Origin of the sequence: Micromonospora sp. NPDC005686, assembly GCF_042871665.1 — a bacterium.
Taxonomy (GTDB): Bacteria; Actinomycetota; Actinomycetes; order Mycobacteriales; family Micromonosporaceae; genus Micromonospora.
The window spans coordinates 37,661-60,035 of sequence record NZ_JBIAIY010000008.1 but is presented as its reverse complement, the minus strand read 5'-3'; the positions used below and the strand labels follow the sequence as shown (position 1 = coordinate 60,035).

Genomic DNA, 22,375 nt, shown 5'->3' with positions numbered 1-22,375 from the left:
CCGCCGCCCGCACGTACCCCGATTGCGAGGTCTTATGCCTGCTGTTCGGTCTGGGCATGCGGAAGCCCCGGCCGGGTCACCCGGCCGGGGCTTCGTGGTGAGGGGTCAGCGGCCCAGCACGCGGTCCAGGAAGTCGCGGTAGCCACGCACCGCCATCCGGAGCTGCTCGGTGTCGGTGGAGCCGGACTCCTGCCAGGAGCCGAGCCGGGTGCGCTGCTCACGCAGGGCCGCGGAGAGCGCCTCGATCGCCTCCTCGACGAGCGACTCCGCCTCGCCGACCGCCGCGCGCGGGTCGTCCACGAAACGCAGTTGCACATCGCGCCAGCGGTCCCGGAAGCCCTGGGCGGCCTCCGGCGCGAACAGCGTCGCCGCGTCGGCCGGTACCGCGCCGGGCGTCGGCCGCTCCGCGCCGCCCAGGGCGGCGCCGGCGGCTGCCGCGCCCGCCGCCGCGGTGGTGGTGTCCACCCGGTCGTCGCCGGAGGCGGTGGACACGGGCTCGGCGTCGGGGTCGACCAGGCCCGGCTCGGCGCTGCCGTACCCGACCGCGCCGTCGGCGACCGCGTCGTCGCGGACGACGCCGTCGGCCGTGCGGTCGTCCCGGCCGTCACCGTCCAGGTCGATGCCGCCGGAGTGCTCGGCGTCCCAGCGGTCGCGGTCGTGCAGGCGGTCCCCGGCGGTCGGGTCGGCCCGCTCGTCGTCCAGCGGGTCGGTCTGACCGGGTGCGCCGTCGCCCGGCGCAGCCGTGTCCTCGTCGCGCGCGTCGCGCTCGTCCTGCGGACGGCCGCCGGCCAGGGCCGAGGCGGCGACCGCGTCGCCCACCGTCGCCGCGCCGAACGCCGTCGGCAGCGGCGCCGGGTCGTGGTACGGGGCCCGCCCGTCGTCGGTCCGGTCGGCCGCGTCGGGCAGCTCCCCGGCGTCGTAGGCGCGGGTCTCGTCCACCTCGGCGTCGTTCCGCTCGTCGGTCACGGCGTCGCGCCGCTCGTCGGCCTCGGTGTCGCCCCGCTCGGTGGCGACCGCCGGGTCGTCGAATGTGCCCCGGTCGTCCAGCGCGTCCTCGGGCGCGTCGGCCCGGTCGGCGTCGCGGCGGTCGGCGTCGCGGCGGTCGGCGTCGCGGCGGTCGGCGTCGGCGTGCTCGCCCGGCTGCGGCACCGGCACCGGTGCGGACCGGACGGCCTCGGGGTGGTCCTGCGTGACCTGTTGTTCCTCCTGGCGCATGGGGCGGCCTCCTCAGCGGCTCGGGACGTCGTGGTCGTGGTCGTGGTCGTGGTCGGGGTGGCGCTGCTCCGGCTGCTGCGGGGCGACCGGGTCCTCGCCGAGCAGTTCGGCGAAGAGGGCCCGGTAGTGCACCAGCGCCTGCCGGAGGTCCTCGGTGCCGGCCTCACCGCGCTCGTTGCGCTGCCGGATCTCGTGGGCGTCGCGGTAGTGGGTGAGGGTGCGGGCGTGTTCGACGGAGAGGTGGGCGATCTGGTCCGAGAAGTCCCCGGTGGGGTATCCGCGCTCGGCGATCAGGCGGCTGACCAGCTCGTCGGCCTCGCCGACCGTCTCCGCGGGGGAGTCGACGAAGCGCACCTGGAGTTCCTCCCAGGCGGCGGCGTAACGGGCCCGGGACTCCGGGCTCAGTGGGGTCAGCTCCAGCTCGGCGTGCCGGCGCTCCCGTTCCCGCAGCTCGCGCTCGGCGGCGCTACGGCTGTCCTGCTCGGCGACGGCCCGGTCGTACTCGGGGCCGAAGCGCTCCCGAAGCGCGCGGCGGCGGCTGGCGACCACGGCGACCGCGACGAGGGCGGCGATGACGGCGACGACGATGACTATGACGACTACCTGGGTGGACGACATGGCTCCTCCTTCGCACGCTGGTATTCCCTCGCGCGGGTGATCGCCAATCCCGTTGTGCGGCACTTTCCGTCCCCGGGCAAGAAAAAGGTGCGGTGTCGCGACCGCCGTCCGGTGCCGGGCCGGTGTCCGACTGAGCCCGTGGTGCCCGTTCCGGACCGTAGCGAGAGCCGAGACGGCCGGTAGTGCATCCGTCCCGGATTACGTATCCTGCCCAAGGCGTCCGGGCCGGGCCCGGCGTCGTGGCCGGCGAACGTGACGGCCGCTGCCGGCGCCACCGAGCGACACCTTCCCGGGCGAGGTCTGATTGAACACCCGTGACTGGCCGATCCGCGCCAAGCTGACCGCGCTGGTCATCGGCCCGCTGACCGGGCTGCTGGCGTTGTGGATCTTCGCCACCACGCTCACCTTCGGGCCCGCGCTCGACCTGCTCTCCGCGCGTACCCTCCTCTACGACCTGGGCCGTCCGGGCGAGACGGTGGTGGCGGAGCTGCAACGGGAACGGCGGCTGTCGGTGGTCCAGCTCGCCGGTGACCGCGCCCTCCCCGAGCTGGTCGAACAGCGGGTACGCACCGACGACGCGATCGTCGAGCTGCGCCGGAAGGTCGACGGCGAGGACCTGCGCGACGTCGCCGACGCCCAGCTCGACAACCGGCTCGACCAACTGGTCTCGGCGCTCGACGCGCTGCCCGGGGGGCGCGCGTTCATCGACGACCGGACGGTGGACCGGGCCGGTGCCGTCGGCCTCTACAGCGGGATGATCGGCTCGGCGTTCCAGGCGTTCGGCGCGATGGCCGCGCTGCCCGACGCGCAGCTCAACCGGGAGGCCACGGCGCTCACCGCGTTGGGCCGCTCCCGGGAGCTGCTCGGCCAGGCCGACGCGCTGCTGGCCGGCGCCGTCACCGCCGGACGGTACGCCGACGGCGAGCACGAACAACTGGTGCGCACGATCGAGAACCAGCGTTTCCTGGCCGAGATCGCGGTGGCCGACCTGCCGTCCGGGGAGCGGGCCGCGTACCAGCGGATGATCGAGGGCGCCGGGTTCGGCAAGCTGCGCGCGCTCCAGGACAGCCTGATCCGCTCGCCGGCGCTGCCCGCCCGGTTCGACGTGCGGGCGTGGGACACCAGTCACGCCGAGGTGTGGCAGAGCCTGCGCGACTTCGAGCTGCGTGGCGCGGACGCGCTCGCCGAGCGCTCGGTGCCGATGGCCACCCGGATCCTCGTCCAGCTCGCCGCCGCCGGGGTGCTGGGCCTGATCGCGATCGTGGTGTGCGTGCTGGTGGCGCTGCGGGTCGGCCGGTCGCTGGCGCAGCGGCTGACCGGCGTACGCGCCGCGGCGACCGAGGTGGCCGAACGCCGGCTGCCCGACGTCGTGGCGCGGCTGCGCCGGGGCGAGGAGGTCGACGTGGCCCGGGAGGCGCCCGAGCTGGACCACGGCGGCGACGAAATCGGCCAGGTGGCACGCGCGTTCAACGAGGTGCGCCGGACCGCTGTCCGCGCCGCCGTCGACGAGGTGACGCTGCGCCGCGGCTTCAACGAGGTGATCCTCAACCTGGCCCGGCGCAGCCAAGGGCTGGTGCACCGGCAGTTGGCGCTGCTGGACCGGCTGGAACGGCGTACCGAGGACCCGGACGAGCTGGACGGGCTGTTCCAGGTCGACCACCTGGCGACGCGGCTGCGGCGGCACGCCGAGGACCTGGTCATCCTGGCCGGGGCCGCGCCCGGGCGGGGCTGGCGGCGGCCGGTCGCCGCCGTCGACGTGATGCGCGGCGCGATCTCCGAGGTCGAGGCGTACGACCGGGTCGACGTGGGCGAGGTGGCGGCGGCCGGGGTGCTGGGCCGGGCCGTCGGCGACGTGATCCACCTGCTCGCCGAGCTGATCGAGAACGCCACCGCGTTCTCCCCGCCCGGCACCCGGGTGGACGTCACCGGCCGGAGCGTCCCGGGCGGCTACACCATCGAGATCACCGACCGGGGACTGGGCATGTCCGCCCCGGCCCTGGCCGAGGCCAACCGCAAGCTGGCCGAGCCGCCGGAGTTCGACCCGTCCGGCAGCGCCCGGCTGGGGCTGTTCGTGGTGGCACGCCTGGCCGCCCGGCACGGCGTGCGGGTGGAGCTGCGGCCGTCCCGCCCGGCGGGGATCGTCGCCGCGGTGCTCGTACCGTCGGCACTGGTCACCGACGAGCCGCCGGTGGGCGCGGACGCCTCCGCCGGGCCGGAACGGCGGCGCCTGGCCAAGGTGACCCGGCTGACCACCGTGCCTCGGCCGGGCCGGACGGGCCGTCCCGGCCGGGACCGGCCGGAGAGCACTGTGGTCTCGTTGCAGGCGGCGCGCGCCTCGACGGTGGAGCCACCCGCCGACGACGACGGGCTGCCCCGCCGGATCCGGCGGCGCGGCGCGACACCGCGGCCCCGCGCCGCGGTCGCCGACACCCCGGCCCACCGCACCCCGGAGGAGGCCCGCCGGGCCATGTCCGCGTTGCAGGCCGGCACCGCACGCGGACGCCGGGACGGCTCGCGCGCCGCCGGGACCGACCCGGCCACCCCCACCACCGGGACGCGCGACACCGGTACGCCGTCCACCACCGCGAGGTCGGCCGTGGAGCCCGCCCCGCCGGCGCCGGACCAACGAACCGCGACTGAGAGGGACGCCTAGTGGTGCACACGACGCGGCAGAACGCCGATCTCGACTGGCTGCTCGACGACCTGGTGGAGCGTGTCCCCGCCGCCCGCCAGGCGGTGGTGCTCTCGGCGGACGGGCTCCTGCTCGGCGCCTCCACCGACCAGGACCGCACCGACGCGGAACACCTGTGCGCGCTGGCGTCCGGCTTCTCCGGCCTGGCCAAGGGCGCGACCCGGCACCTGGGCGGCGGCGCGGTCCGTCAGACCGTGGTGGAGATGGAGTCGGCCTACCTGTTCGTGACCGCCGCCGGGCAGGGCGCCTGCCTGGCGGTGGCCAGCGACGCCGACGCCGACATCGGCCTGGTGGCGTACGAGATGGCGATGCTCGTCATCCGGGTCGGGGAGAACCTGGCCGCGCCGAGCCGGGCGGCGGGGGAGCGGGCCGATGCGCGCTGAGTCGCCCGGGCCGCAGCACGAGTGGCTGGACGCCGACGCCGGCCCGGTGGTGCGCCCGTACACGCTCACCGGGGGCCGCGTGCGCCCGCCCGTCGACGGCTTCGACCTGCTGGCGTTCGTGCTCGCCGCCCCCGGCGCGGACCCGGCCGGGCGGCCCGGCCTCCAGCCGGAGCACCGCCGCCTGACCGAGCTGGCCCGGCGGCCGAAGGCCGTGGCCGACCTCGCCGCCGACCTGGACCTCGCCGTGGGTGTGGTCCGGGTGCTGCTCGGCGACCTTCTCGCCCAGGGGCTCGTCGCGGTGCACCGGCCACCGGCCACCGCGTACCTGCCCGACGACAACATCCTCAAGGCGGTGGTCAGTGGACTCCGTGCGCTATGACCGGGAGCCGGGGGCGCCACGAGTGCCGCTGGCGTTGAAGATCCTCATCGCCGGTGGCTTCGGCGCCGGGAAGACGACGCTCGTCAGCGCGTTGAGTGAGGTCCGGCCGTTGCAGACCGAGGAGGTCCTGACCGGGGCCGGGGTCGACACCGACGATGTCTCCGGGGTCGAGCAGAAGTCGACCACGACCGTGGCGATGGACTTCGGCCGGATCACCATCAACGACGACCTCCAGGTCTATCTGTTCGGCACCCCGGGCCAGGACCGGTTCTGGTTCCTCTGGGACGAGCTGGCGTTCGGTGCGCTCGGCGCGGTGGTGCTCGCCGACACCCGCCGGCTGGCCGACTGCTTCCCCTCGATCGACTACTTCGAGCAGCGGGGCATCCCGTTCGTGGTGGGCGTCAACTGCTTCGAGAGTTCCCGCCGGTTCGGCCTGGAGGCGGTGCGCGACGCCCTGGACCTGGACCCGGACGTCCCGCTGGTGCTCTGTGACGCCCGGGACCGGCAGTCCGGCAAGCTGGTGCTGATCTCGCTCGTCGAGCACGTGGCGCGGCAGCGCGGCGAGCCGGTGCCGGTGGGATGAACCTCCCGCGGCGAATCCCGTCGGCTGTCGCGGGACTGATCGGCCGCCTTACCGGGAAGCCTCTGGTTGGATCTCCGGAGAACAGGACCGACGAGAGGTGGGAGCGGTGACCGGGCGGGACGAGATCGTCCACATCGGCGGCTACACGGCGCAGACGGGCGGGCGGGCCGAGGGCGTCGTGGCGGCCCGGCGGGACCGGGCGACCGGGGAACTGACCCCGCTGGGTGTCGTGGCGGTCACCCCGTCGCCGTCGTTCCTGGTGCGGAATCCCGTGCTGCCGGTGCTGTACGGGTGCAACGAGCTGCCGGACGGGCTGGTGAGCGCCTTCCGGGTGGCCCCGGACGGTGACCTCACGCCGCTGGGCGTACGCGAGACAGGTGGCGCGGAGCCGTGCCACCTGGCGGTCGCCCCGGACGGGCGGCACCTGTTCGTGGCGAACTACGGCGGCGGCAGCGTCGCGGTGTTCGGCCTGGACGCCGACGGCGTGCCGGGGGAGCGCACCGACCTGGTCCGGCACTCCGGTCACGGCGCCGACCCGCAGCGGCAGGAGCAGGCGCACTGCCACATGGTCTCGCCGGACCCGGCCGGTGACGGCCTGCTCGCCGTCGACCTGGGCACCGACTCCGTCTACCGGTACGACCTCGACGCCGCCACCGGCCGGCTGGCCGAGCGGGAGCCCCGGGTACGGACGGCGCCCGGTACCGGGCCCCGGCACCTGGCCCGGCACCCGGACGGGGGGCGCTGCTGGCTGGTCGGTGAGCTGGACGCCACGGTCACCGCGTACGAGCTGACGCCGGACGGCCCGCGGCAGCGCAGCCGGGTCGACGCCAGCGGCCGGACCGGGCACGTGCAGCCCTCCGAGGTGGCCGTCGGGCCGGGCGGGCGTTTCCTCTACGTGGGCAACCGCGGAGTCGGCACCGTCGCGGTCTTCGCGCTCGGCGGCGCCGCGCCGGAGCTGGTGGCCGAGGTCGACACCGGCGGCGAGTGGCCCCGGCACTTCGCGTTCGCCGGGGAGCACCTGTACGTGGCCGACGAGCGGGCCGACATGATCAGGATCTTCCGGGTCGATCCGGACGGCGGGGTGCCCGAGCCGGTGGGGGAGCCGGTGCCGGTGGCGAGCCCGACGTGCGTTCTCCCGTGACCGGGCGGTCACCGAAGGGCGTCCGAAGTGGACTGGAGTCACCTTAAATGACTGATCAGTAACTTAACGTATGGGTTGGCTGATCAACTGTTTCTGCTGCGTAACTTTCGTCCGAACGGTTGTGGTGGTAACCCCACGAGGTACGCAAGATGGTCACCGTGTCTGGCCGCCATCGCATGAGTTCCCACCTCCGCGGAGCAGGTGCCGCCGCCGTGGCGACAGCCCTTGTCGCCGTCGTAGCCGGCTCCTGGTTCGGCTACCAGCAGCTGGCCGGCCCGAACTGCTCGGGCCGGATCGAGCTGTCGGTGGCGACCGCCCCGGAGATCGCCCCCGCGGTGCGTGCCGCCGCCGACCAGTGGGTCTCCGACGGCGCCGCGGTGGGCGGAACCTGCATCGCGGTGAACGTCTCCTCGGCCGAGTCGGTCGAGGTGGCCGCCGCGGTTGCTAGCAAGCACGGCGCCACGCTGGCCGGCGTCGGGCAGGCCAGCGGCACCGCCGTCACCCCTGACGTCTGGGTGCCGGACTCCTCGACCTGGCTGGTACGGCTCAAGAGCGGTGGGGCCAGCGCGTTTGCGCCGGCGAACGGCGCCTCGATCGCGCGCAGCCCGGTGGTGGTGGCGCTGCCCGAGCCGGTGGCCTCGCGCATCGGGTGGCCGGACAAGAAGCTCCGCTGGTCCGACCTGCTCACCCAGGTCACCGCCAGCAAGCCGCTGCGCGCCGGGATCGTCGAGCCGACCCAGGACGCGGCCGGCCTGTCCGGCCTGCTGTCGCTGACCGCGGCGGCGAGCTCCACCGGCGAGTCCGGCTCGCCGAAGGCCCAGGAGGCTATGGTCGGTGCGCTGCGTGCGCTGGCGACCAACCGTTCCTCGCTGCGGCAGGACCTCCTCGCGCGGTTCCCGCGCTCGTCGGATCCGACGGCGATCGCCAACGCGCTCGGCGCGGCGGCGCTGTCCGAGGAGGACGTGATCGCCTACAACAGCACCAAGCCGCCGATCCGGCTCGCCGCGCTCTATCTGGAGCCGCCGCCGATCTCGCTGGACTACCCGTTCGCGGTGCTGCCCGGCATCGAGCCGGCCAAGGCGTCCGCCGCCAAGGTGCTCTTCGAGGTGCTGCGGACGCCGGGCTTCAAGGACCGGCTCGCCTCGCAGGCGCTGCGCGCGCCGGACGGCAACTGGGGGCGCGGTTTCCAGGCCCCGACCGGCGCGCCGAGCCCGGCCAACGGCGGCGAGCGCCAGGTGCCGCCGTCGGGTCAGGGCGGTGCCGCAGGCCTCGACCCCGGCGCCATCTCGACCGCGACCACGACCTGGTCGGTGGCCACCCAGTCGGGCCGGATGCTCTGCGTCGTCGACGTCTCCGGTTCGATGAAGAAGCCGGTCGCCACCGCCAACGGCGCCAGCCGGGAGCAGGTCACCGTCGCCGCCGCGAGCCAGGGCCTCGGGTTGTTCGACGACTCCTGGTCGATCGGCCTCTGGACGTTCTCCACCAACCTCGAAGGCTCGCAGGACTGGAGCGAGCTCGTCGGGATCAAGCCGTTGTCCAGCAACCGGGGCGCCCTCCAGCGCGGCCTGGCCTCGATCAAGCCCTCCAACGGCAACACCGGCCTGTACGACACGATGCTCGCGGCGTACAAGAAGGTGCAGCAGGACTGGGAGCCGGGCAAGGTCAACTCGATCGTGCTGTTCACCGACGGCAAGAACGAGGACGACAACGGCATCTCGCAGAAGGCGCTGCTGGACCAGTTGACCAAGCTGCAGGACGACGAGCAGCCGGTACAGGTCATCATCATCGGCATCGGCACCGAGGTGAACCGGGCCGAGCTGGAGTCGATCACCAAGGTCACCGGCGGCGGCGCCTTCGTCACCACCGACCCCAGCAAGATCGGCGAGATCTTCCTCCGGGCGATCGCGCTCCGGCCGCCCGCCCCCCGCTGACCTGAAGCTCAGCGCTAGTCTTCCGCCGTGCCGGAAATCCGGTACGGCGGAAGGCTTCCCGGGTCAAGACCGGGATGAGAACTGACGGTAATGCGTCCGAATCAATCGGTAACCATAATTGTCCAGGCATGATGACCGGGTGCCTCGACCGCAGGCTCCACACCGGAGTCGGGCGGGGACGAGGCGGTCCTGAACGAAGTGGGGAGGACCGGTGACCTCGGCGACGCTGTTGACCCCTGCCACGTCGTCGCGACCCGGTGGTGAACGCCCGGGCAAGACGACGCGATCCGCGGAGCGGGCCTACATCCGGGTCCTGCTGGTGCTGGACACGGCCGTGCTCGCCGTGGCCATCCTGGTGGGTTACCTGGCCCGGTTCGGCGACGAGGAGCCGACCGGCTCCAAGATCCCGTACGTGGTGGTCGCCCCGGTGCTCCTGCTGGTGTGGCTCGTCTCGCTCAAGGCGATGCGCTGCTACGACGACCAGGTGCTCGGCTACGGCGCCGACGAGTACCGCCGGGTCAGCGCGGCCAGCATGCGACTCGCCGGCGGCATCGCCATCGCCGGGTACATCGCCGACGTCGGCGTCTCCCGGGGCTTCCTGGCCATCTCCTTCGCGGTCGGCACGGTCGGCCTGGAGGTGGCGCGCTTCGCCGCCCGCAAGCGGCTGCACCGGGCCCGCGACCGGGGCGCCGGCTGGTCCCGCAAGGTGCTCGTGGTGGGCGACACCGCGCACGTGCTGGAGCTGGTGCACACGCTGCGCCGGGAACCGTACGCCGGCTACCAGGTGGTCGGCGCCTGCATCCCGGACGCGCTGCTCGCCCCGGTGCCGCAGCGGCTGGGCGACGTGCCGGTGGTCGGGAGTTTCCGGGGCATCCCGGAGGCCGCCACCGCGATCGGCGCCGACACGGTGGCGGTCACCGCCTCCGGCGAGCTGACCGCGACCCGGCTGCGCCGGCTCGGCTGGCAGTTGGAGGGCACCGGCGTCGACCTGGTGGTGGCGCCGGCGCTCACCGACGTGGCCGGTCCCCGCATCCACACCCGCCCGGTCGCCGGCCTGCCGCTGATCCACGTCGAGGCGCCCGAGTTCCGCGGCGCCCGCAAGCTCGTCAAGGGCTTCGTCGACCGGTCGATCTCGCTGATCGCCCTGCTCGTGCTGGCGCCGCTGCTGACCGTGATCGCGCTCGCCATCAAGATCGACAGCCGTGGCCCGGTGCTGTTCCGGCAGACCCGGGTCGGCCAGGGCGGCGAGGAGTTCGGCGTCTTCAAGTTCCGCACCATGGTGGTGAACGCCGACGCCCTGCTCGCCGAGCTGGCCGCGCGCAACGAGACCGACGGCCTGATGTTCAAGATGCGCGACGACCCGCGCGTCACCCGGGTCGGCCGGCTGCTGCGCAAGTGGTCGCTGGACGAGCTGCCCCAGCTGGTCAACGTGCTGCTCGGCCAGATGAGCCTGGTCGGCCCGCGCCCGCCGCTGCCGTCCGAGGTGGCCCGCTACGACGGCGACGTGGCACGCCGGCTGCTGGTCAAGCCCGGCATGACCGGCCTCTGGCAGGTCAGCGGCCGGTCGGATCTGAGCTGGGAGGACGGCATTCGGCTGGACCTGTACTACGTGGAGAACTGGTCGCTGGCCGCCGACCTGACCATCCTCTGGAAGACGTTCGGCGCGGTGGTCAACAGCCGCGGCGCGTACTGATCGGGGCGGGTCAGGGCTGCGGCCCCAGCCAGTCCAGGCAGACCACCACCGCGTCGTCCACCAGGTCACCGGCGACGAAGGCCCGCAGGTCGCCGATCAGCGACCGGACCGCGTCCAGCGGCTCCATCGGCCCGGTCCGGCGCAGGAACCGGTCCAGCGCCGCCTCGCCGTAGCGCACCTGCTCGGTGGTGGCGTCGATGACGCCGTCACTGACCACGAAGAGCCGGTCCCCGCGCTCCAGCCGGAACCGCTGCGGGCGGTAGTCGGTGCCCTCGAACATGCCCAGCGGGAACTGCTTGTCCAGCTCCTGCTCGGTCACCTCGCCGGACCGCAGACGCAGCAGCCGGGGCGAACCGGCGTCGACGACCGTCATCTCGCCGGTGGCCAGGTCCACCTCGACCAGGAGCACGGAGACGTGCTGTTCACCCCGATGCTGGGCGTAGATGGCCTGATCGGCCAGCGCGGCCTGGTCGGCCAGGTCCAGCCCGGCCCGGCGCGCGTTGCGCAGCGCGTACGTGGCCAGCGAGGCGAGCAGCGCGGCGGCCACCCCCTCGCCGTAGCCGTTCAGCACCGCCAGCCAGAGCCGGTGACCGTCGTCGGACCAGTCGAAGCTGTCCCCGCGCACCGCGTACGCCGGCTCCAACTGCCCGGCCAGGCTGAACGACGGCCGGATCCGGCTGCGTCCGGGCAGCAGATCCCACTGCATCTCGGCGGCCAGCGTGAGACGCCGGCTGCGCCGGGCCGTCCGGTAGAGGTCGGTGGTCGGCGTGACCGCGCTCAGCTCGTGCCCGAGCACCGTGGCGATGGTGTCCAGCTCCCGGCGGGCGTGCGGGTCGGCGGGCACCGGCGACACCTGGAGCACGCCCCGGCGTTCGCCGCGCATGCCCACCGGGAACCAGCCGACGCCGTCGGCGATCACCGGCTCCTGGTGGTCGAAGGCACGCCAGGCAGGGTGGCCCGGCCCGGTGAGCGATGGGCCGTCGTCCAGCGGCAGCAGTTCGGCGAGCCGGTAGTCGACCTGGTAGAGCGCGGTGCGGGTGACGCCGTACGTGCGCGCCAGCTCGGCGGCGAGGCGGTCCACGATGAGATCCGTCGGCGCCTCGGTCAGGAGCCGGCGCGCGCGGCCCTCCGCTCCGCTCATCTTTGCTCCTTTGCACAGGTCGCCCGGCAGGTCCGGGGAGTAGTCTCGGGCCCACCATGACCGAAGAGCGCGGTCCCCGGGGACCTGAAACGAGTATGTCCGCTGTCCTGGACGAGGCGGCAGGCACCTTGCTCGCCGTCTGGGAGGCGGCCCGGGAACGCACCACCAGCCGGCTGTCGAGTGCCCAACTACGCGCGATCATGGTCGTCGAGCAGTATGACGGCATCAACCTCCGCCGGCTCGCCACGCTCACCGACATGTTGCTCTCCTCCGCCAGCCGGCTGTGCGACCGGCTCGTCGCGGCCGGGATGCTGGAACGCGAGCCGGGCCGCTACGACCGGCGGGAGATCTCCCTGCACCTCACGCCCGCCGCCATCGGGCTCCTCGCCGAGCTGCGCGCCGACCGGCGGCGCCGGCTGGAGCGGATCATGGCCGGGATGAGCCCGGAGGGCCGGCTCGCGCTGGTGCGCGGCATGCGGGAGTTCGACGAGGTGGGCCGGCGCGGTGGGGCCGCGGTGGCGGAGGGCTGGCCGATGCTTCAGCCTTCCGGGGAACGGATCGGCGATCCCGCCCGGCCGTCCGGCGAGTCACCGGTGGCCCGTACCGCCTGACTCAGTCGGCGCGGGCGGAATCGTCCGGCACGCCTTCGCGCGCGGCCCGCAACCGGGCCACCACCCGGGGATGCTCGGTCAGCGCCCGTTCCAGCGTGTCGAGCACCTCGTCCAGCAGCGCCCGGCCACCCCGGGACGTGAGCGCCTCCTCCTGCCACTCGACGAAGTCGCGCAGCAGCCGGTCGTCGTCCACCCGTACGGCCGCGATCAGCGCGTCCACCAGGTGCGCGATGCCGGCGGCGACGTCCTCGGCTGTCTCCGGCGGCGGGTCCATCGTGGACAGCGCGAGCCGGACCAGCTCACGCCGCCGGTGCAGCACCGGCACGTACGAGTCGTCGGGCGGGGGCGGCGGCGCACCGGTGTGCGCGGCCGAGCGCGGCCGGTCCAGCAGCGCCACCGCGTCCCGGGCGCTGGCGCCCCAGGCCGCCGCGCCGATCGTGGTGGCCCACCGGCCGTCCGCGCCGAAGCCGGGGCCACCGGCGAGCACCGGCACCCCGGCCGCGCGGCTGGCCCCCACCATCCGCGCCGCCCGGACCAGCCGGTTCGGCTGCACGCAGCTCAGCAGCACCGCGTCCGGGCCGGTCTGGTGCAGGTAGGTGACCAGGTGCCGGGCCGGCACGCTGGCGCCGAGGAACGTCACCCGCCAACCGGCCGCCCGGACCACCTCGGTGACGATGCGGGCGGCCAGCGCGTGCCACTCACCCTCGACGCAGGCCATCACCACGTGCCCGCGGCGCGGCGGGCCGATCGTCGCGCTCACCGCGTCCACCACCTGCTCGCTGACGTGGGTGGCGGCGTGCTCCTGGGCGACGCTCCACGACCCGGCCAGCCAGCGCCGGCCGATCTCCCGCTGCGCCACGGCGACCAGGTCGACCAGGACGTCCGCGATCGAGAAGCCGTCGGCCAGCAGGCCGCACGCCAGCTCGACCGCACCGGCCCGATCGGCGGCGTCCAGGTGATCGAGGTACGCGGCGAGCGCCTCCGGCCCGATCCGCCGGGGCGTCATCCGGCCGCCACGGCGAGCATGGCGATGTCGTCGTGGGGTTGCCCGTCCAGCCACTCGTCGACGAGCTGGAGCACCCGCTCGACGAGCGCGGCGGGCGGAAGCCCGGCGCCGGTGGCGAGCGCCTGACGCAGCCGGGCGTCGCCGAACATGGCCGGCTCGGTCGGGCCGCCGCGGGCCTCGGTCACCCCGTCGGTGTACGCCAGCAGCAGGTCACCCGGCGCCAGCCGTACCTCGGCGCCGGCGAACCGGGCGTCGGTGAGCGCACCCACCGGCATGCCGCCCACCCGGACCGTCCCGACATCGCCGCCGGCGCGGACGACGAACGGTGCCGGGTGCCCGCCACCGGCGAGCCGGACCAGCAGCCCGCCGTCCGGCTCGCGGCGCAGCGCGCCCAGCAGGAGCGTGGTGAACTGGGCCCGGCGGGCCGCGTCGGGGGCGTCCAGCAGCGCCCGGTTGAGCAGTTCCAGCAGCTCCCGGGGGCGCTGCTCGACCAGGCGCAGGGTCTGCAGGGACTGGCGGACCCGGCCGGTCAGCACGGCCGCGCCGACGCCCTTGCCGCAGACATCGCCGAGCGCGAACAGGCCGCCGTCGCCGGTGGGGAACAGGTCGTAGAAGTCGCCGCCGATGCGCAGGCTGTCCCCGGCGGCGCGGTAGCCACCGGCGAGCGTCATCCCGGGCAGCCGGGGCAGCTCCGGCGGCAGCAGGCTGTTCTGCAGCACGCGGGCCAGGTGGGCCTGCTCGCCGTACAGCTCGGCGGCGGCCAGCGCGGCGCCGGCCCGGCCGGCGAACTCCCGGGCCAGGGCGATCTCGCGCTTGTCGAAGCCGGGCCGCTCCGGGCGGCGGGCCAGCAACAGCGCGCCGGCCGGACCGCCCGCGCTGGGCATCGGACTGATCAACACGGTGCCGGGGCGGCCGAACCCGGCGGGCAGCACCTCGGCCAGGTCGGCCAGTTCGGCGTCCAGCCAGGGAGTCGGTTCGGTGAGGTCGCCGTCGAGCGCCTCGACCAGGCCGGGTACGGACTCCACAGTGGCCCAGCCGGCCAGGCCGGTGACCGGGCCGGGGTCGCCCGTGGCGTACCGGATCCAGTGGGGTTGGTCCTCGGCGGGCGGCGGCGGGCGGTGCACCACCACGGCGGCGTCGGCCAGGTAGGGCACCGGCAACGTCACCGCGGTGCGCAGCGTCTGCTCCCGGTGCAGGGACAGCCCGAGCCGGCTGCCCGCCTCGGCGAGGAACGCGGTGCGGGACCGTTCGGTGAGCAGCGCGTCGGTGCGCGCGTGTTCCTCGGTGACGTCGCGGACGTACCAGGCGTTGCGGTCCTCGGCCAGAGGGCGCCGCAGGCCGCGCAGTCGTCGGCCGTCGTGTTCGGTCTCGAACGTGTCCGATCCGGCGACCGCCGCGCCGGCCAGGGCCGGCACCCGGCACGCGGCCAGGTCGACGCCAGGTGTGACCTCGGGGAGCAGGTCGGTGGCCATCGCGTTGACGAGCGTGACCACGCCGGCGTGGTCGACGGTCACGACCGCATCGGCGAGCCCGTCCAGCAGCTCCCGGGCCAGATGGCCGTCAGCCGGAAGCGCGGCCCCGGCGACCCGCTGGGGCCGTCTCCGCGGGGTGTGTCCGCCGCCGCTGACCGGCCCCGTGACACCGCCCCGGCGCGCGGCGGTCACCTCCGGTGGCCGGGCGCTTCGGTCGGTCGACCCCTGCGCATGCTGTCGGTGCACCCCTCGTTCGGTAAACAGGTTGCCTGCCGGCAAGAGTACCGAGCACAGGCACGGAATGCCTGCCGACGATCATCCGGGGTCAGGTGGTCCGGGCCAGCCAGCCCACCGGCCGGTCGACGATCCGGCGGACCACCGAGCCGGCCCCGCCGACCGCCGCGGACTGTGCCCCGAGCACGGCCGGGCGTACCGTGACCGGCGCCCAGGCGGCGGTGAGCACCCGCCGGGAGACCTCCGCCTCCACCGGCGGCCGTAGCCAGGGCGCGAGCCGGGCGTATCCGCCCCCGAGCACCACGGTATCCAGATCCAGCAGGTTCACCACACCCGCCACGGCGACCCCGAGGGCGGTGCCGGCGTCGGTCAGGGCGGTCAGCGTGGCCGCGTCACCGGCCTCGGCCAGGTCGGCGAGCCGGGCGGCGGCGGTGTCGGCCGGCAGTTCCGCGCCGGTCAGCCCGGCGGCGGCCAGGATCGCCTCCTGGCCCGCGTACCGCTCCAGGCAACCCTGGCCACCGCAGCGGCACGGCCGCCCCTGCGGCTGGACCGGGAAGTGGCCGATCTCTCCGCTCCAGCCGCGTGCGCCCCGGTAGAGCGAGCCGTCGAGCACGATACCGGCGCCGATGCCGATCTCGCCGGTGACGTGCAGGAAGCTGCGCGGGCCGGCCGGACCGGCGTACAGCTCGCCGAGCGCCGCCAGGTTGGCCTCGTTGTCGACCACCAGCGGCGGCACCCCGTCGACCGGCTCGGCCAGCGGGTGCCCGGCGAGCAGCGCCGGCACGTCCACGTCCCGCCAGCCCAGGTTCGGTGCGAGCCGGACCAGGCCGCCGTCGCCCACCAGGCCCGGCACGGCGAGCGCCGCGCCGGCCAGCGTCAGCCCGTCGCGTACGGCGGCGGCGCGCGCCTCGGCGGCCAGCGTGGCGAGCCGGGCGAGCGCGTCGGCGGGGGAGACCGGGCGCAGGTCGGCGCGGCGGACCAGGTGGTGCCGGACCGTGCCGGTCAGGTCGACGACGCAGGCGGCCAGGTAGTCGACGTTGACCTCCAGGCCGAGCCCGGCCGGGCCGTCGGAGGCGAGCACCAGGCCCCGGGCCGGGCGGCCCGCCCCGGTACGCGGCTCCGGCTCCGCCTCGGCGACCAGCCGGCCGGCGATCAGGTCGTCCACGACGGCGGAGACGGTGGCCCGGGTCAGGCCGGTGTCGGCGGCGATCCCGGCGCGGGAGGGCGGCCGCTCGGCGGCGGCGATCCGCCGGAGCACCACCGCGAGGTTCAACTCGCGCAGGCTGCCCTGCCGGACCGCCCCGGCGGTGCTGGCGCTTGTCACCTCTTGACACTGCCACATCGCCGCCATTTAATTCAACCGCTGAACAAATCGCGGACGACACCACCACCTGGAGGTCTGCCATGGCACCCCGCCCCACCCCCGCGGACAAGTTCTCCTTCGGCCTCTGGACGGTGGGCTGGCCGGCCCGCGACCCGTTCGGTGACGCCACCCGGCCCGAGCTGGACGCCGTCGAGGCGGTGCACCGGCTCGCCGAGCTGGGCGCGTACGGCATCACCTTCCACGACGACGACCTGGTCCCGTTCGGCGCGGACGCCGCCACCCGCGACGCCCGGCTCAGCCGCTTCCGCAAGGCCCTCGACGAGACCGGCCTGGTCGTGCCGATGGTCACCACCAACCTGTTCAACCACCCGGTGTTCAAGGACGGCGGTTTCACCAGCAACGACCGCGACGTACGCCGGTACGCGCTGCGCAAGGTGCTGCGCAACATCGACCTGGCCGCCGAGATGGGCGCGAAGACGTTCGTCATGTGGGGCGGCCGGGAGGGCGCCGAGTACGACGTCGCCAAGGATGTCCAGGCCGCGCTGGACCGCTACCGCGAAGCGGTGGACCTGCTCTGCGAGTACGTCGTCGACAACGGCTACGACCTGCGCTTCGCCTTGGAGCCCAAGCCGAACGAGCCGCGCGGCGACATCCTGCTGCCCACCGTCGGCCACGCGCTCGGCTTCATCTCCACCCTGGCCCGCCCGGAGATGGTCGGGCTCAACCCGGAGGTCGGGCACGAGCAGATGGCCGGGCTGAACTTCGCCCACGGCATCGCCCAGGCGCTCTGGCAGGGCAAGCTGTTCCACATCGACCTCAACGGCCAGCGCGGCATCAAGTACGACCAGGACCTGGTCTTCGGCCACGGCGACCTGCTCAACGCGTTCGCCCTGGTCGACCTGCTGGAGCACGGCGGCCCGAACGGCGGCCCGGCGTACGACGGCCCGCGTCACTTCGACTACAAGCCGTCCCGCACCGAGGACATCGCCGGCGTGTGGGCCTCCGCCGAGGCGAACATGCGGACGTACCTTCTGCTCAAGGAGCGGGCCGCGGCGTTCCGCGCCGACCCGGAGGTGGTCGAGGCGCTCGCCGTCGCCCGGGTGGCCGAGCTGGCCACCCCGACGCTGAACCCGGGCGAGGGCTACCGCGAGCTGCTGGCCGACCGGACCGCGTTCGAGGAGTTCGACCCGGAGTCGGTCGGCGCCAAGGGCTTCGGCTTCGTCCGGCTCAACCAGCTCGCCGTCGAGCACGTGCTCGGCGCGCGCTGAGGCGGGCCGCCATGCCGCTCGTCGCGGGGGTCGACTCGTCGACCCAGTCCTGCAAGGTGGTCGTCCGGGACGCGGAGACCGGCGCGCTGGTCCGGCAGGGCCGCGCGCCGCACCCGCCCGGCACCGAGGTCGACCCGCACGCCTGGTGGGAGGCCCTGCTGGCGGCGGTCGCCGAGGCCGGCGGCCTGGCCGACGTGGCAGCCGTCTCGGTCGGCGGACAGCAGCACGGCATGGTCTGCCTGGACGAGTCCGGGAAGGTGGTCCGCCCGGCGCTGCTGTGGAACGACACCCGGTCCGCCGACGCGGCCCGGGACCTGGTCGAGGAGGCCGGCGGCGGGGAGACCGGCCGCCGGTTCTGGGCCGAGGCGACCGGCGCGGTGCCGGTGGCCAGCTTCACCGCGACCAAGCTGCGCTGGCTGGCCCGGCACGAGCCGGACAACGCCGACCGGGTGGCGGCCGTCTGCCTGCCGCACGACTGGCTCACCTGGCGGCTGGCGGGTGCCCCCGGCCTGGACGGGCTGCGCACCGACCGGGGCGACGCCAGCGGCACCGGCTACTGGTCGCCGCGCACCGGCGAATACCGGCTGGACCTGCTGGAACGGGCGTTCGGCCGCCGCCCGAAGGTGCCGGTTGTGCTCGGCCCGGCCGAGGTGGCCGGGCACCTCGACCCGGCGGTGCTCGGCGACGGCGTGGCGTCCGGCCCGTCCGCGGGTTCGGGAGCCGGCGCCGCCGGCCCGGTGCTCCTCGGTCCCGGCACCGGGGACAACGCCGCCGCGGCGCTCGGCGCCGGAGCCGGCCCGGGCGACGTGGTCGTCTCGATCGGCACCTCCGGCACCGTCTTCGCGGTCGCGGACACGCCGGCCGCCGACTCCAGCGGCGCGGTGGCCGGATTCGCCGACGCCACCGGCCGGTTCCTGCCGCTGGTCTGCACGCTCAACGCGGCCCGGGTGCTGGACGCCACCGCGACGCTGCTCGGCGTCGACCTCGACACGCTCGGCGAGCTGGCCCTGTCCGCCCCGCCCGGCGCGGACGGGCTGGTGCTGGTGCCGTACCTGGAGGGGGAGCGGACGCCGGACCGGCCGCACGCCACCGGCGAGCTGACGGGCCTGACGCTGGGCACGTCGACCCCGGCGCACCTGGCCCGGGCCGCGGTGGAGGGCATGCTCTGCGGGCTGGCCGACGGCCTGGACGCGCTCATCGCGCAGGGCGCCCGCGCCGACCGGATCATCCTGGTCGGCGGCGGCGCCCGGTCCGCCGCGGTACGCCGGATCGCGCCACAGGTCTTCGGCCGCCCGGTGGTGGTGCCGCCGCCGGGCGAGTACGTGGCCGACGGCGCGGCCCGGCAGGCCGCCTGGGTGGCGTTCGGTGGCGACACCCCGCCCGCCTGGGCGATCGGCGACACCGAGGAGTACACGGGCGAGGCGGTCCCCGCCATCCGCGAGCGCTACGCCCGCGCCCGGGGGTAGGGAAGGGCCCCTTTCAACACGCGCGTCAGCCGGGGGCGGTGTCCCCGATCCGGCCCGCACCTGATTGGCTGCCCTGCATGAGGGGCACGAGGATCTCCCGGCGCGGGAACGCGGCACACCGGCTCTACAGCGTCGTGGTCTTCGTGGTGCTCGCCTCGCTGGACAACGTGGCGATCGGCCTGGTGCCCCCGCTGTACGGGCCGATCTCCACCGCCCTCGACGTGCCCCAGCGGATGCTCGGCCTGGTCACCGCCGTCAGCTTCCTGGTCAGCGCGGTGGCGGCGGTGGGCTGGGCGTACGTCGGCGACCGCACCAACCGCAAGCCGCTGCTCATGGTCGGCACGCTGCTCTGGGCCGCCGGCACCGGGGGCAGCGCGCTCGCCGGGGGGTACGCGACGTTCCTGACCGCGCAGTTCGTCGGCGCGGTCGGGCTCGGCGCGGTGGGGTCGGTCGGTTTCTCGGTGGTCACCGACCTGATCTCGCCGCGCCGTCGCGGCCTGGTGATGAGCTTCTGGGGGCTGTCCCAGGGCGTCGGCACGCTGGCCGGGACGCTGCTCGGCGGCCTGCTCGGCGCGACCGACTGGCGGCGGCCGTTCCTGCTGCTGACCGGCGTGGGCCTGGCCGCCACGGCGGCGTACCTGTTCACCTACGACATCGCGCGCGGGCAGAGCGAACCGGAACTGGCCGGGGCGATCGACGCCGGAAACGAGTACGACTACCGGATCAGCCGCGCCGACCTGCCCCGGATCCTGGCCCGCCGGACCAACCGCTGGCTGATCCTGCAGGGGCTCACCGCCCAGGCCGCGTTCGGCTCGCTGGTCTGGCTGCCGGTGCTGTTCAGCCAGCGGGCCGAGGCGCAGGGCTACTCGCCCGCCACGGCAGTGGTGGTGGGCAGCGTCTTCGCCACCCTGTTCCAGCTCGGCGGCGTGCTGTCCATCGTGGGCGGCCTGGTGGGCGACGCGCTGCAACGGCGTACACCGAGTGGCCGGGCCATGGTCGCGGCCGTCGGCATCCTCGCGGCGCTGCCGTTCTACCTGGTCCTGTTCTTCGTGCCGATCCGCATCGACGTGCCCGACGGCGCCGGCGCCGGCGCGGTGGTGACGGCCGTGCTCGCCAGCGTGCTGACCGAGCCGTCGGTGGGGCTGAGCCTGCTCACCGCCGTGGTGGCGCTGGCGCTGACCTCGGCGAACTCGCCGAACTGGTTCGCGCTGATCGCGGACGTCAACCCGCCCGAGCACCGGGGCACCGTCTACAGCCTGGGCAACCTGGTGAACGGCGTCGGCCGGGCGGCGGGCAACGGGCTGGTGGGGGTGGCGTTCGCCGGGTTGCGGGCGGCCTTCCCGCCGCCGCTGAACTACGCGGTCGGGCTGGCCGCGTTCCAGCTCTTCTTCATCCCGACCGGGATCATGTACTGGCTGGCCGCGCGTACTTCGCCGCGGGACATCGCGCAGGTGCGCGACCTGCTGCACGCCCGCGCCGACCGCTTGGAGGAAGGAAGGGCCCCTTCTTGACGGTGAGTGTTAAGAAGGGGCCCTTCCTCTACCGGAGGCGTCAATAAGGGGCCCTTCCTTACGCCCGGAACCAGACGGTGACATCCGTCGGGACCGCGGCGCCGTCCAGCGGCGCGCTCGACACCAGCACCTCGGCGCCGGCCGGCAGCGGCACCGGGGCGGCGCCGAAGTTGGTCAGCACGGTGAGGTCGCCGTTGGTGAACGTGAGCACTTCGTCGCCGGAGGACAGGAACCGCAGCGGGCCCCGGGCCAGCGCGTGCTCGCGGCGCAACCGCAGCGCGGTCCGGTACAGCTCGTACGTCGAGCCGGCCACGCCGCGCTGCCGGTCCAGCGCGTACTCGGCCCACGTCGCCGGCTGGGGCAGCCAGCTCGCGTCGGTCGGCCCGAACCCGTACGAGGGGGCGTCGGCCTCCCACGGGATCGGCACCCGGCAGCCGTCCCGGCCGCGCTCGGTGTGCCCGCTGCGTTCCCAGGTCGGGTCCTGCCGGGCCTCGTCGGGCAGCGTGGTGTGCTCCGGCAGCCCCAGCTCCTCACCCTGGTAGAGGTAGGCGGAACCGGGCAGCGCAAGCATCAGCAGGCTGGCCGCCCGGGCCCGGCGCAGACCCAGCGCGGCGTCCGGCTGCGGGTCGTCCACACCGACGCCGTTGGCCCGGCCGCCGCCGGTGCCGAGCCCGAGCCGGGAGGCGTGCCGGACCACGTCGTGGTTGGACAGCACCCAGGTGGTCGGCGCTCCGACCGAATCGGTGGCCTCCAGCGAACGGGTGATCACCGCGTACTGGGCCGGCGCGGACCAGGCGGCCATCAGGTACTCGAAGTTGAACGCCTGGTGCATCTCGTCCGGGCGCACGTACCGGGCCAGCCGCTCGGCCGGCTCCACCCACGCCTCGGCGACCAGGATCCGCTCACCGGGGTACGAGTCGAGCACCCGTCGCCACTCCCGGTAGATCTCGTGCACGCCGTCCTGGTCCCACATCGGCGGGCGCGGCTTGTCCACCTCACTGCCGGAGAGGATCTCCTGCGGTTCCTGCCAGTCGGCCAGGTCGGCCTGCTTGATCAGGCCGTGCGCCACGTCCACCCGGAAGCCGTCCACGCCCCGGTCCAGCCAGAAGCGCAGCACGTCGAGGAACTCCGCGCGCACCTCCGGGTTGTCCCAGTTGAGGTCGGGCTGGCCGGGGTCGAACAGGTGCAGGTACCACTGCCCGTCGGGCAGCCGCGTCCAGGCGGGGCCACCGAACACGCTCACCCAGTCGTTCGGCGGCTCGGCGCCGTCCGGGCCCTTGCCGTCGCGGATCACGTAGCGCTGCCGTTCCGGGCTGCCCGGCGCGGCGGCGACGGCCGCGGTGAACCAGCGGTGCGCGGACGAGGTGTGGTTGGGCACCAGGTCGACGATCACCCGCAGCCCGCGGGCCTTCGCCTCGGCGATCAGCTTGTCGGCGTCGGCGAGTGTGCCGAACAGCGGGTCGACGTCGCGGTAGTCGGACACGTCGTACCCGGCGTCGGCCTGCGGGGATGGATAGAACGGGGACAGCCAGACCGCGTCGACTCCCAGCTCGGCGAGGTGGTCGAGCCGGGACGTGATGCCCGGCAGGTCGCCGATCCCGTCGCCGTCGGAGTCGGCGAACGAACGCGGGTAGACCTGGTAGATGACCGCCTCGGTCCACCAGCCGGTGCCCGGGGCCTGCTGCGTCGCGTCGGTGTTCAGCGCCT

Annotated in this window: 18 protein-coding genes; 11 read left to right on the top strand and 7 right to left on the bottom strand. The window is 74.6% G+C overall.

The features are described 5' to 3' along the window. Positions 1-105: 105 nt before the first annotated feature. Both ACFYON_RS19260 and ACFYON_RS19255 read right to left on the bottom strand, forming a co-directional pair. A complete protein-coding gene (locus ACFYON_RS19260) occupies positions 106-1,215 on the bottom strand; it encodes a hypothetical protein (protein WP_387189171.1) in 1,110 nt (369 codons plus the stop codon). 12 nt (positions 1,216-1,227) lie between these two features. After that, positions 1,228-1,833, bottom strand: a complete 606-nt coding sequence (locus ACFYON_RS19255) for a hypothetical protein (RefSeq protein WP_355095272.1) — start codon at positions 1,831-1,833, stop codon at positions 1,228-1,230. A 304-nt stretch (positions 1,834-2,137) separates the two neighbouring features. Between ACFYON_RS19255 and ACFYON_RS19250 the strand changes: the two genes are divergently transcribed. The 7 genes from ACFYON_RS19250 (at position 2,138) to ACFYON_RS19220 (ending at position 10,635) form a co-directional block, all read left to right on the top strand. Beyond that, positions 2,138-4,486 (top strand): nitrate- and nitrite sensing domain-containing protein, encoded by a 2,349-nt coding sequence (locus tag ACFYON_RS19250; RefSeq protein WP_355095274.1) that lies wholly within the window; start codon positions 2,138-2,140, stop codon positions 4,484-4,486. Then, positions 4,486-4,908, top strand: a complete 423-nt coding sequence (locus tag ACFYON_RS19245; RefSeq protein WP_354871081.1) for a roadblock/LC7 domain-containing protein — start codon at positions 4,486-4,488, stop codon at positions 4,906-4,908. The genes ACFYON_RS19250 and ACFYON_RS19245 overlap by 1 nt, the downstream gene beginning before the upstream one ends. Beyond that, complete coding sequence (locus ACFYON_RS19240) at positions 4,898-5,287, top strand: DUF742 domain-containing protein (RefSeq protein WP_354871079.1); 390 nt, start codon at positions 4,898-4,900, stop codon at positions 5,285-5,287. The genes ACFYON_RS19245 and ACFYON_RS19240 overlap by 11 nt, the downstream gene beginning before the upstream one ends. Beyond that, positions 5,268-5,870, top strand: a complete 603-nt coding sequence (locus ACFYON_RS19235; RefSeq protein WP_354871077.1) for an ATP/GTP-binding protein — start codon at positions 5,268-5,270, stop codon at positions 5,868-5,870. Before ACFYON_RS19240 ends, ACFYON_RS19235 begins: the two co-directional genes overlap by 20 nt. Positions 5,871-5,967: 97 nt before the next feature. Beyond that, positions 5,968-7,011, top strand: a complete 1,044-nt coding sequence (locus tag ACFYON_RS19230; RefSeq protein WP_387188696.1) for a lactonase family protein — start codon at positions 5,968-5,970, stop codon at positions 7,009-7,011. 176 nt (positions 7,012-7,187) lie between these two features. Further along, on the top strand, positions 7,188-8,942 hold the full coding sequence (locus ACFYON_RS19225) for a VWA domain-containing protein (protein ID WP_354871073.1): 1,755 nt from the start codon (positions 7,188-7,190) through the stop codon (positions 8,940-8,942). A gap of 211 nt (positions 8,943-9,153) precedes the next feature. Next, positions 9,154-10,635, top strand: a complete 1,482-nt coding sequence (locus ACFYON_RS19220; protein ID WP_354871070.1) for a sugar transferase — start codon at positions 9,154-9,156, stop codon at positions 10,633-10,635. A 10-nt stretch (positions 10,636-10,645) separates the two neighbouring features. On the opposite strand, the gene ACFYON_RS19215 is transcribed toward ACFYON_RS19220, so the two are convergent. Beyond that, entirely contained in the window at positions 10,646-11,776 is a 1,131-nt protein-coding gene (locus ACFYON_RS19215) for a PP2C family protein-serine/threonine phosphatase (protein WP_355095278.1), read from the bottom strand. Positions 11,777-11,871: 95 nt separating this feature from the next. Here ACFYON_RS19215 and ACFYON_RS19210 point away from each other — a divergent pair, with 95 nt between their 5' ends. Then, positions 11,872-12,387 carry a MarR family winged helix-turn-helix transcriptional regulator gene (locus ACFYON_RS19210; RefSeq protein ID WP_387189172.1) on the top strand — a complete coding sequence of 172 codons (516 nt, stop codon included), beginning with the start codon at positions 11,872-11,874 and terminating at the stop codon, positions 12,385-12,387. 1 nt (position 12,388) lies between these two features. Here the strand turns inward: ACFYON_RS19210 and ACFYON_RS19205 are convergent, their stop codons facing one another. The 3 genes from ACFYON_RS19205 to ACFYON_RS19195 form a co-directional block, all read right to left on the bottom strand. Further along, on the bottom strand, positions 12,389-13,393 hold the full coding sequence (locus tag ACFYON_RS19205; protein ID WP_355095268.1) for a cobalamin-dependent protein: 1,005 nt from the start codon (positions 13,391-13,393) through the stop codon (positions 12,389-12,391). Further along, positions 13,390-14,907, bottom strand: coding sequence for a PP2C family protein-serine/threonine phosphatase (locus ACFYON_RS19200; protein WP_355095265.1), 1,518 nt, complete (start codon positions 14,905-14,907; stop codon positions 13,390-13,392). The genes ACFYON_RS19205 and ACFYON_RS19200 overlap by 4 nt, the downstream gene beginning before the upstream one ends. 283 nt (positions 14,908-15,190) lie before the next feature. Continuing rightward, complete coding sequence (locus tag ACFYON_RS19195) at positions 15,191-16,450, bottom strand: ROK family protein (protein ID WP_355095263.1); 1,260 nt, start codon at positions 16,448-16,450, stop codon at positions 15,191-15,193. A 53-nt stretch (positions 16,451-16,503) separates the two neighbouring features. Here ACFYON_RS19195 and xylA point away from each other — a divergent pair, with 53 nt between their 5' ends. From xylA to ACFYON_RS19180, 3 genes are all read left to right on the top strand, one after another. Beyond that, positions 16,504-17,691: a xylose isomerase gene (xylA, locus tag ACFYON_RS19190; protein WP_354871058.1), complete on the top strand. Its 1,188-nt coding sequence runs from the start codon at positions 16,504-16,506 to the stop codon at positions 17,689-17,691. An 11-nt stretch (positions 17,692-17,702) separates the two neighbouring features. Continuing rightward, positions 17,703-19,157 carry a xylulokinase gene (gene xylB, locus ACFYON_RS19185; RefSeq protein ID WP_354871055.1) on the top strand — a complete coding sequence of 485 codons (1,455 nt, stop codon included), beginning with the start codon at positions 17,703-17,705 and terminating at the stop codon, positions 19,155-19,157. A gap of 77 nt (positions 19,158-19,234) precedes the next feature. Then, on the top strand, positions 19,235-20,668 hold the full coding sequence (locus ACFYON_RS19180) for an MFS transporter (RefSeq protein WP_355095261.1): 1,434 nt from the start codon (positions 19,235-19,237) through the stop codon (positions 20,666-20,668). A gap of 58 nt (positions 20,669-20,726) precedes the next feature. Here the strand turns inward: ACFYON_RS19180 and ACFYON_RS19175 are convergent, their stop codons facing one another. Next, positions 20,727-22,370 carry an alpha-amylase family glycosyl hydrolase gene (locus ACFYON_RS19175; RefSeq protein ID WP_354871281.1) on the bottom strand — a complete coding sequence of 548 codons (1,644 nt, stop codon included), beginning with the start codon at positions 22,368-22,370 and terminating at the stop codon, positions 20,727-20,729. Positions 22,371-22,375 lie beyond the last annotated feature (5 nt).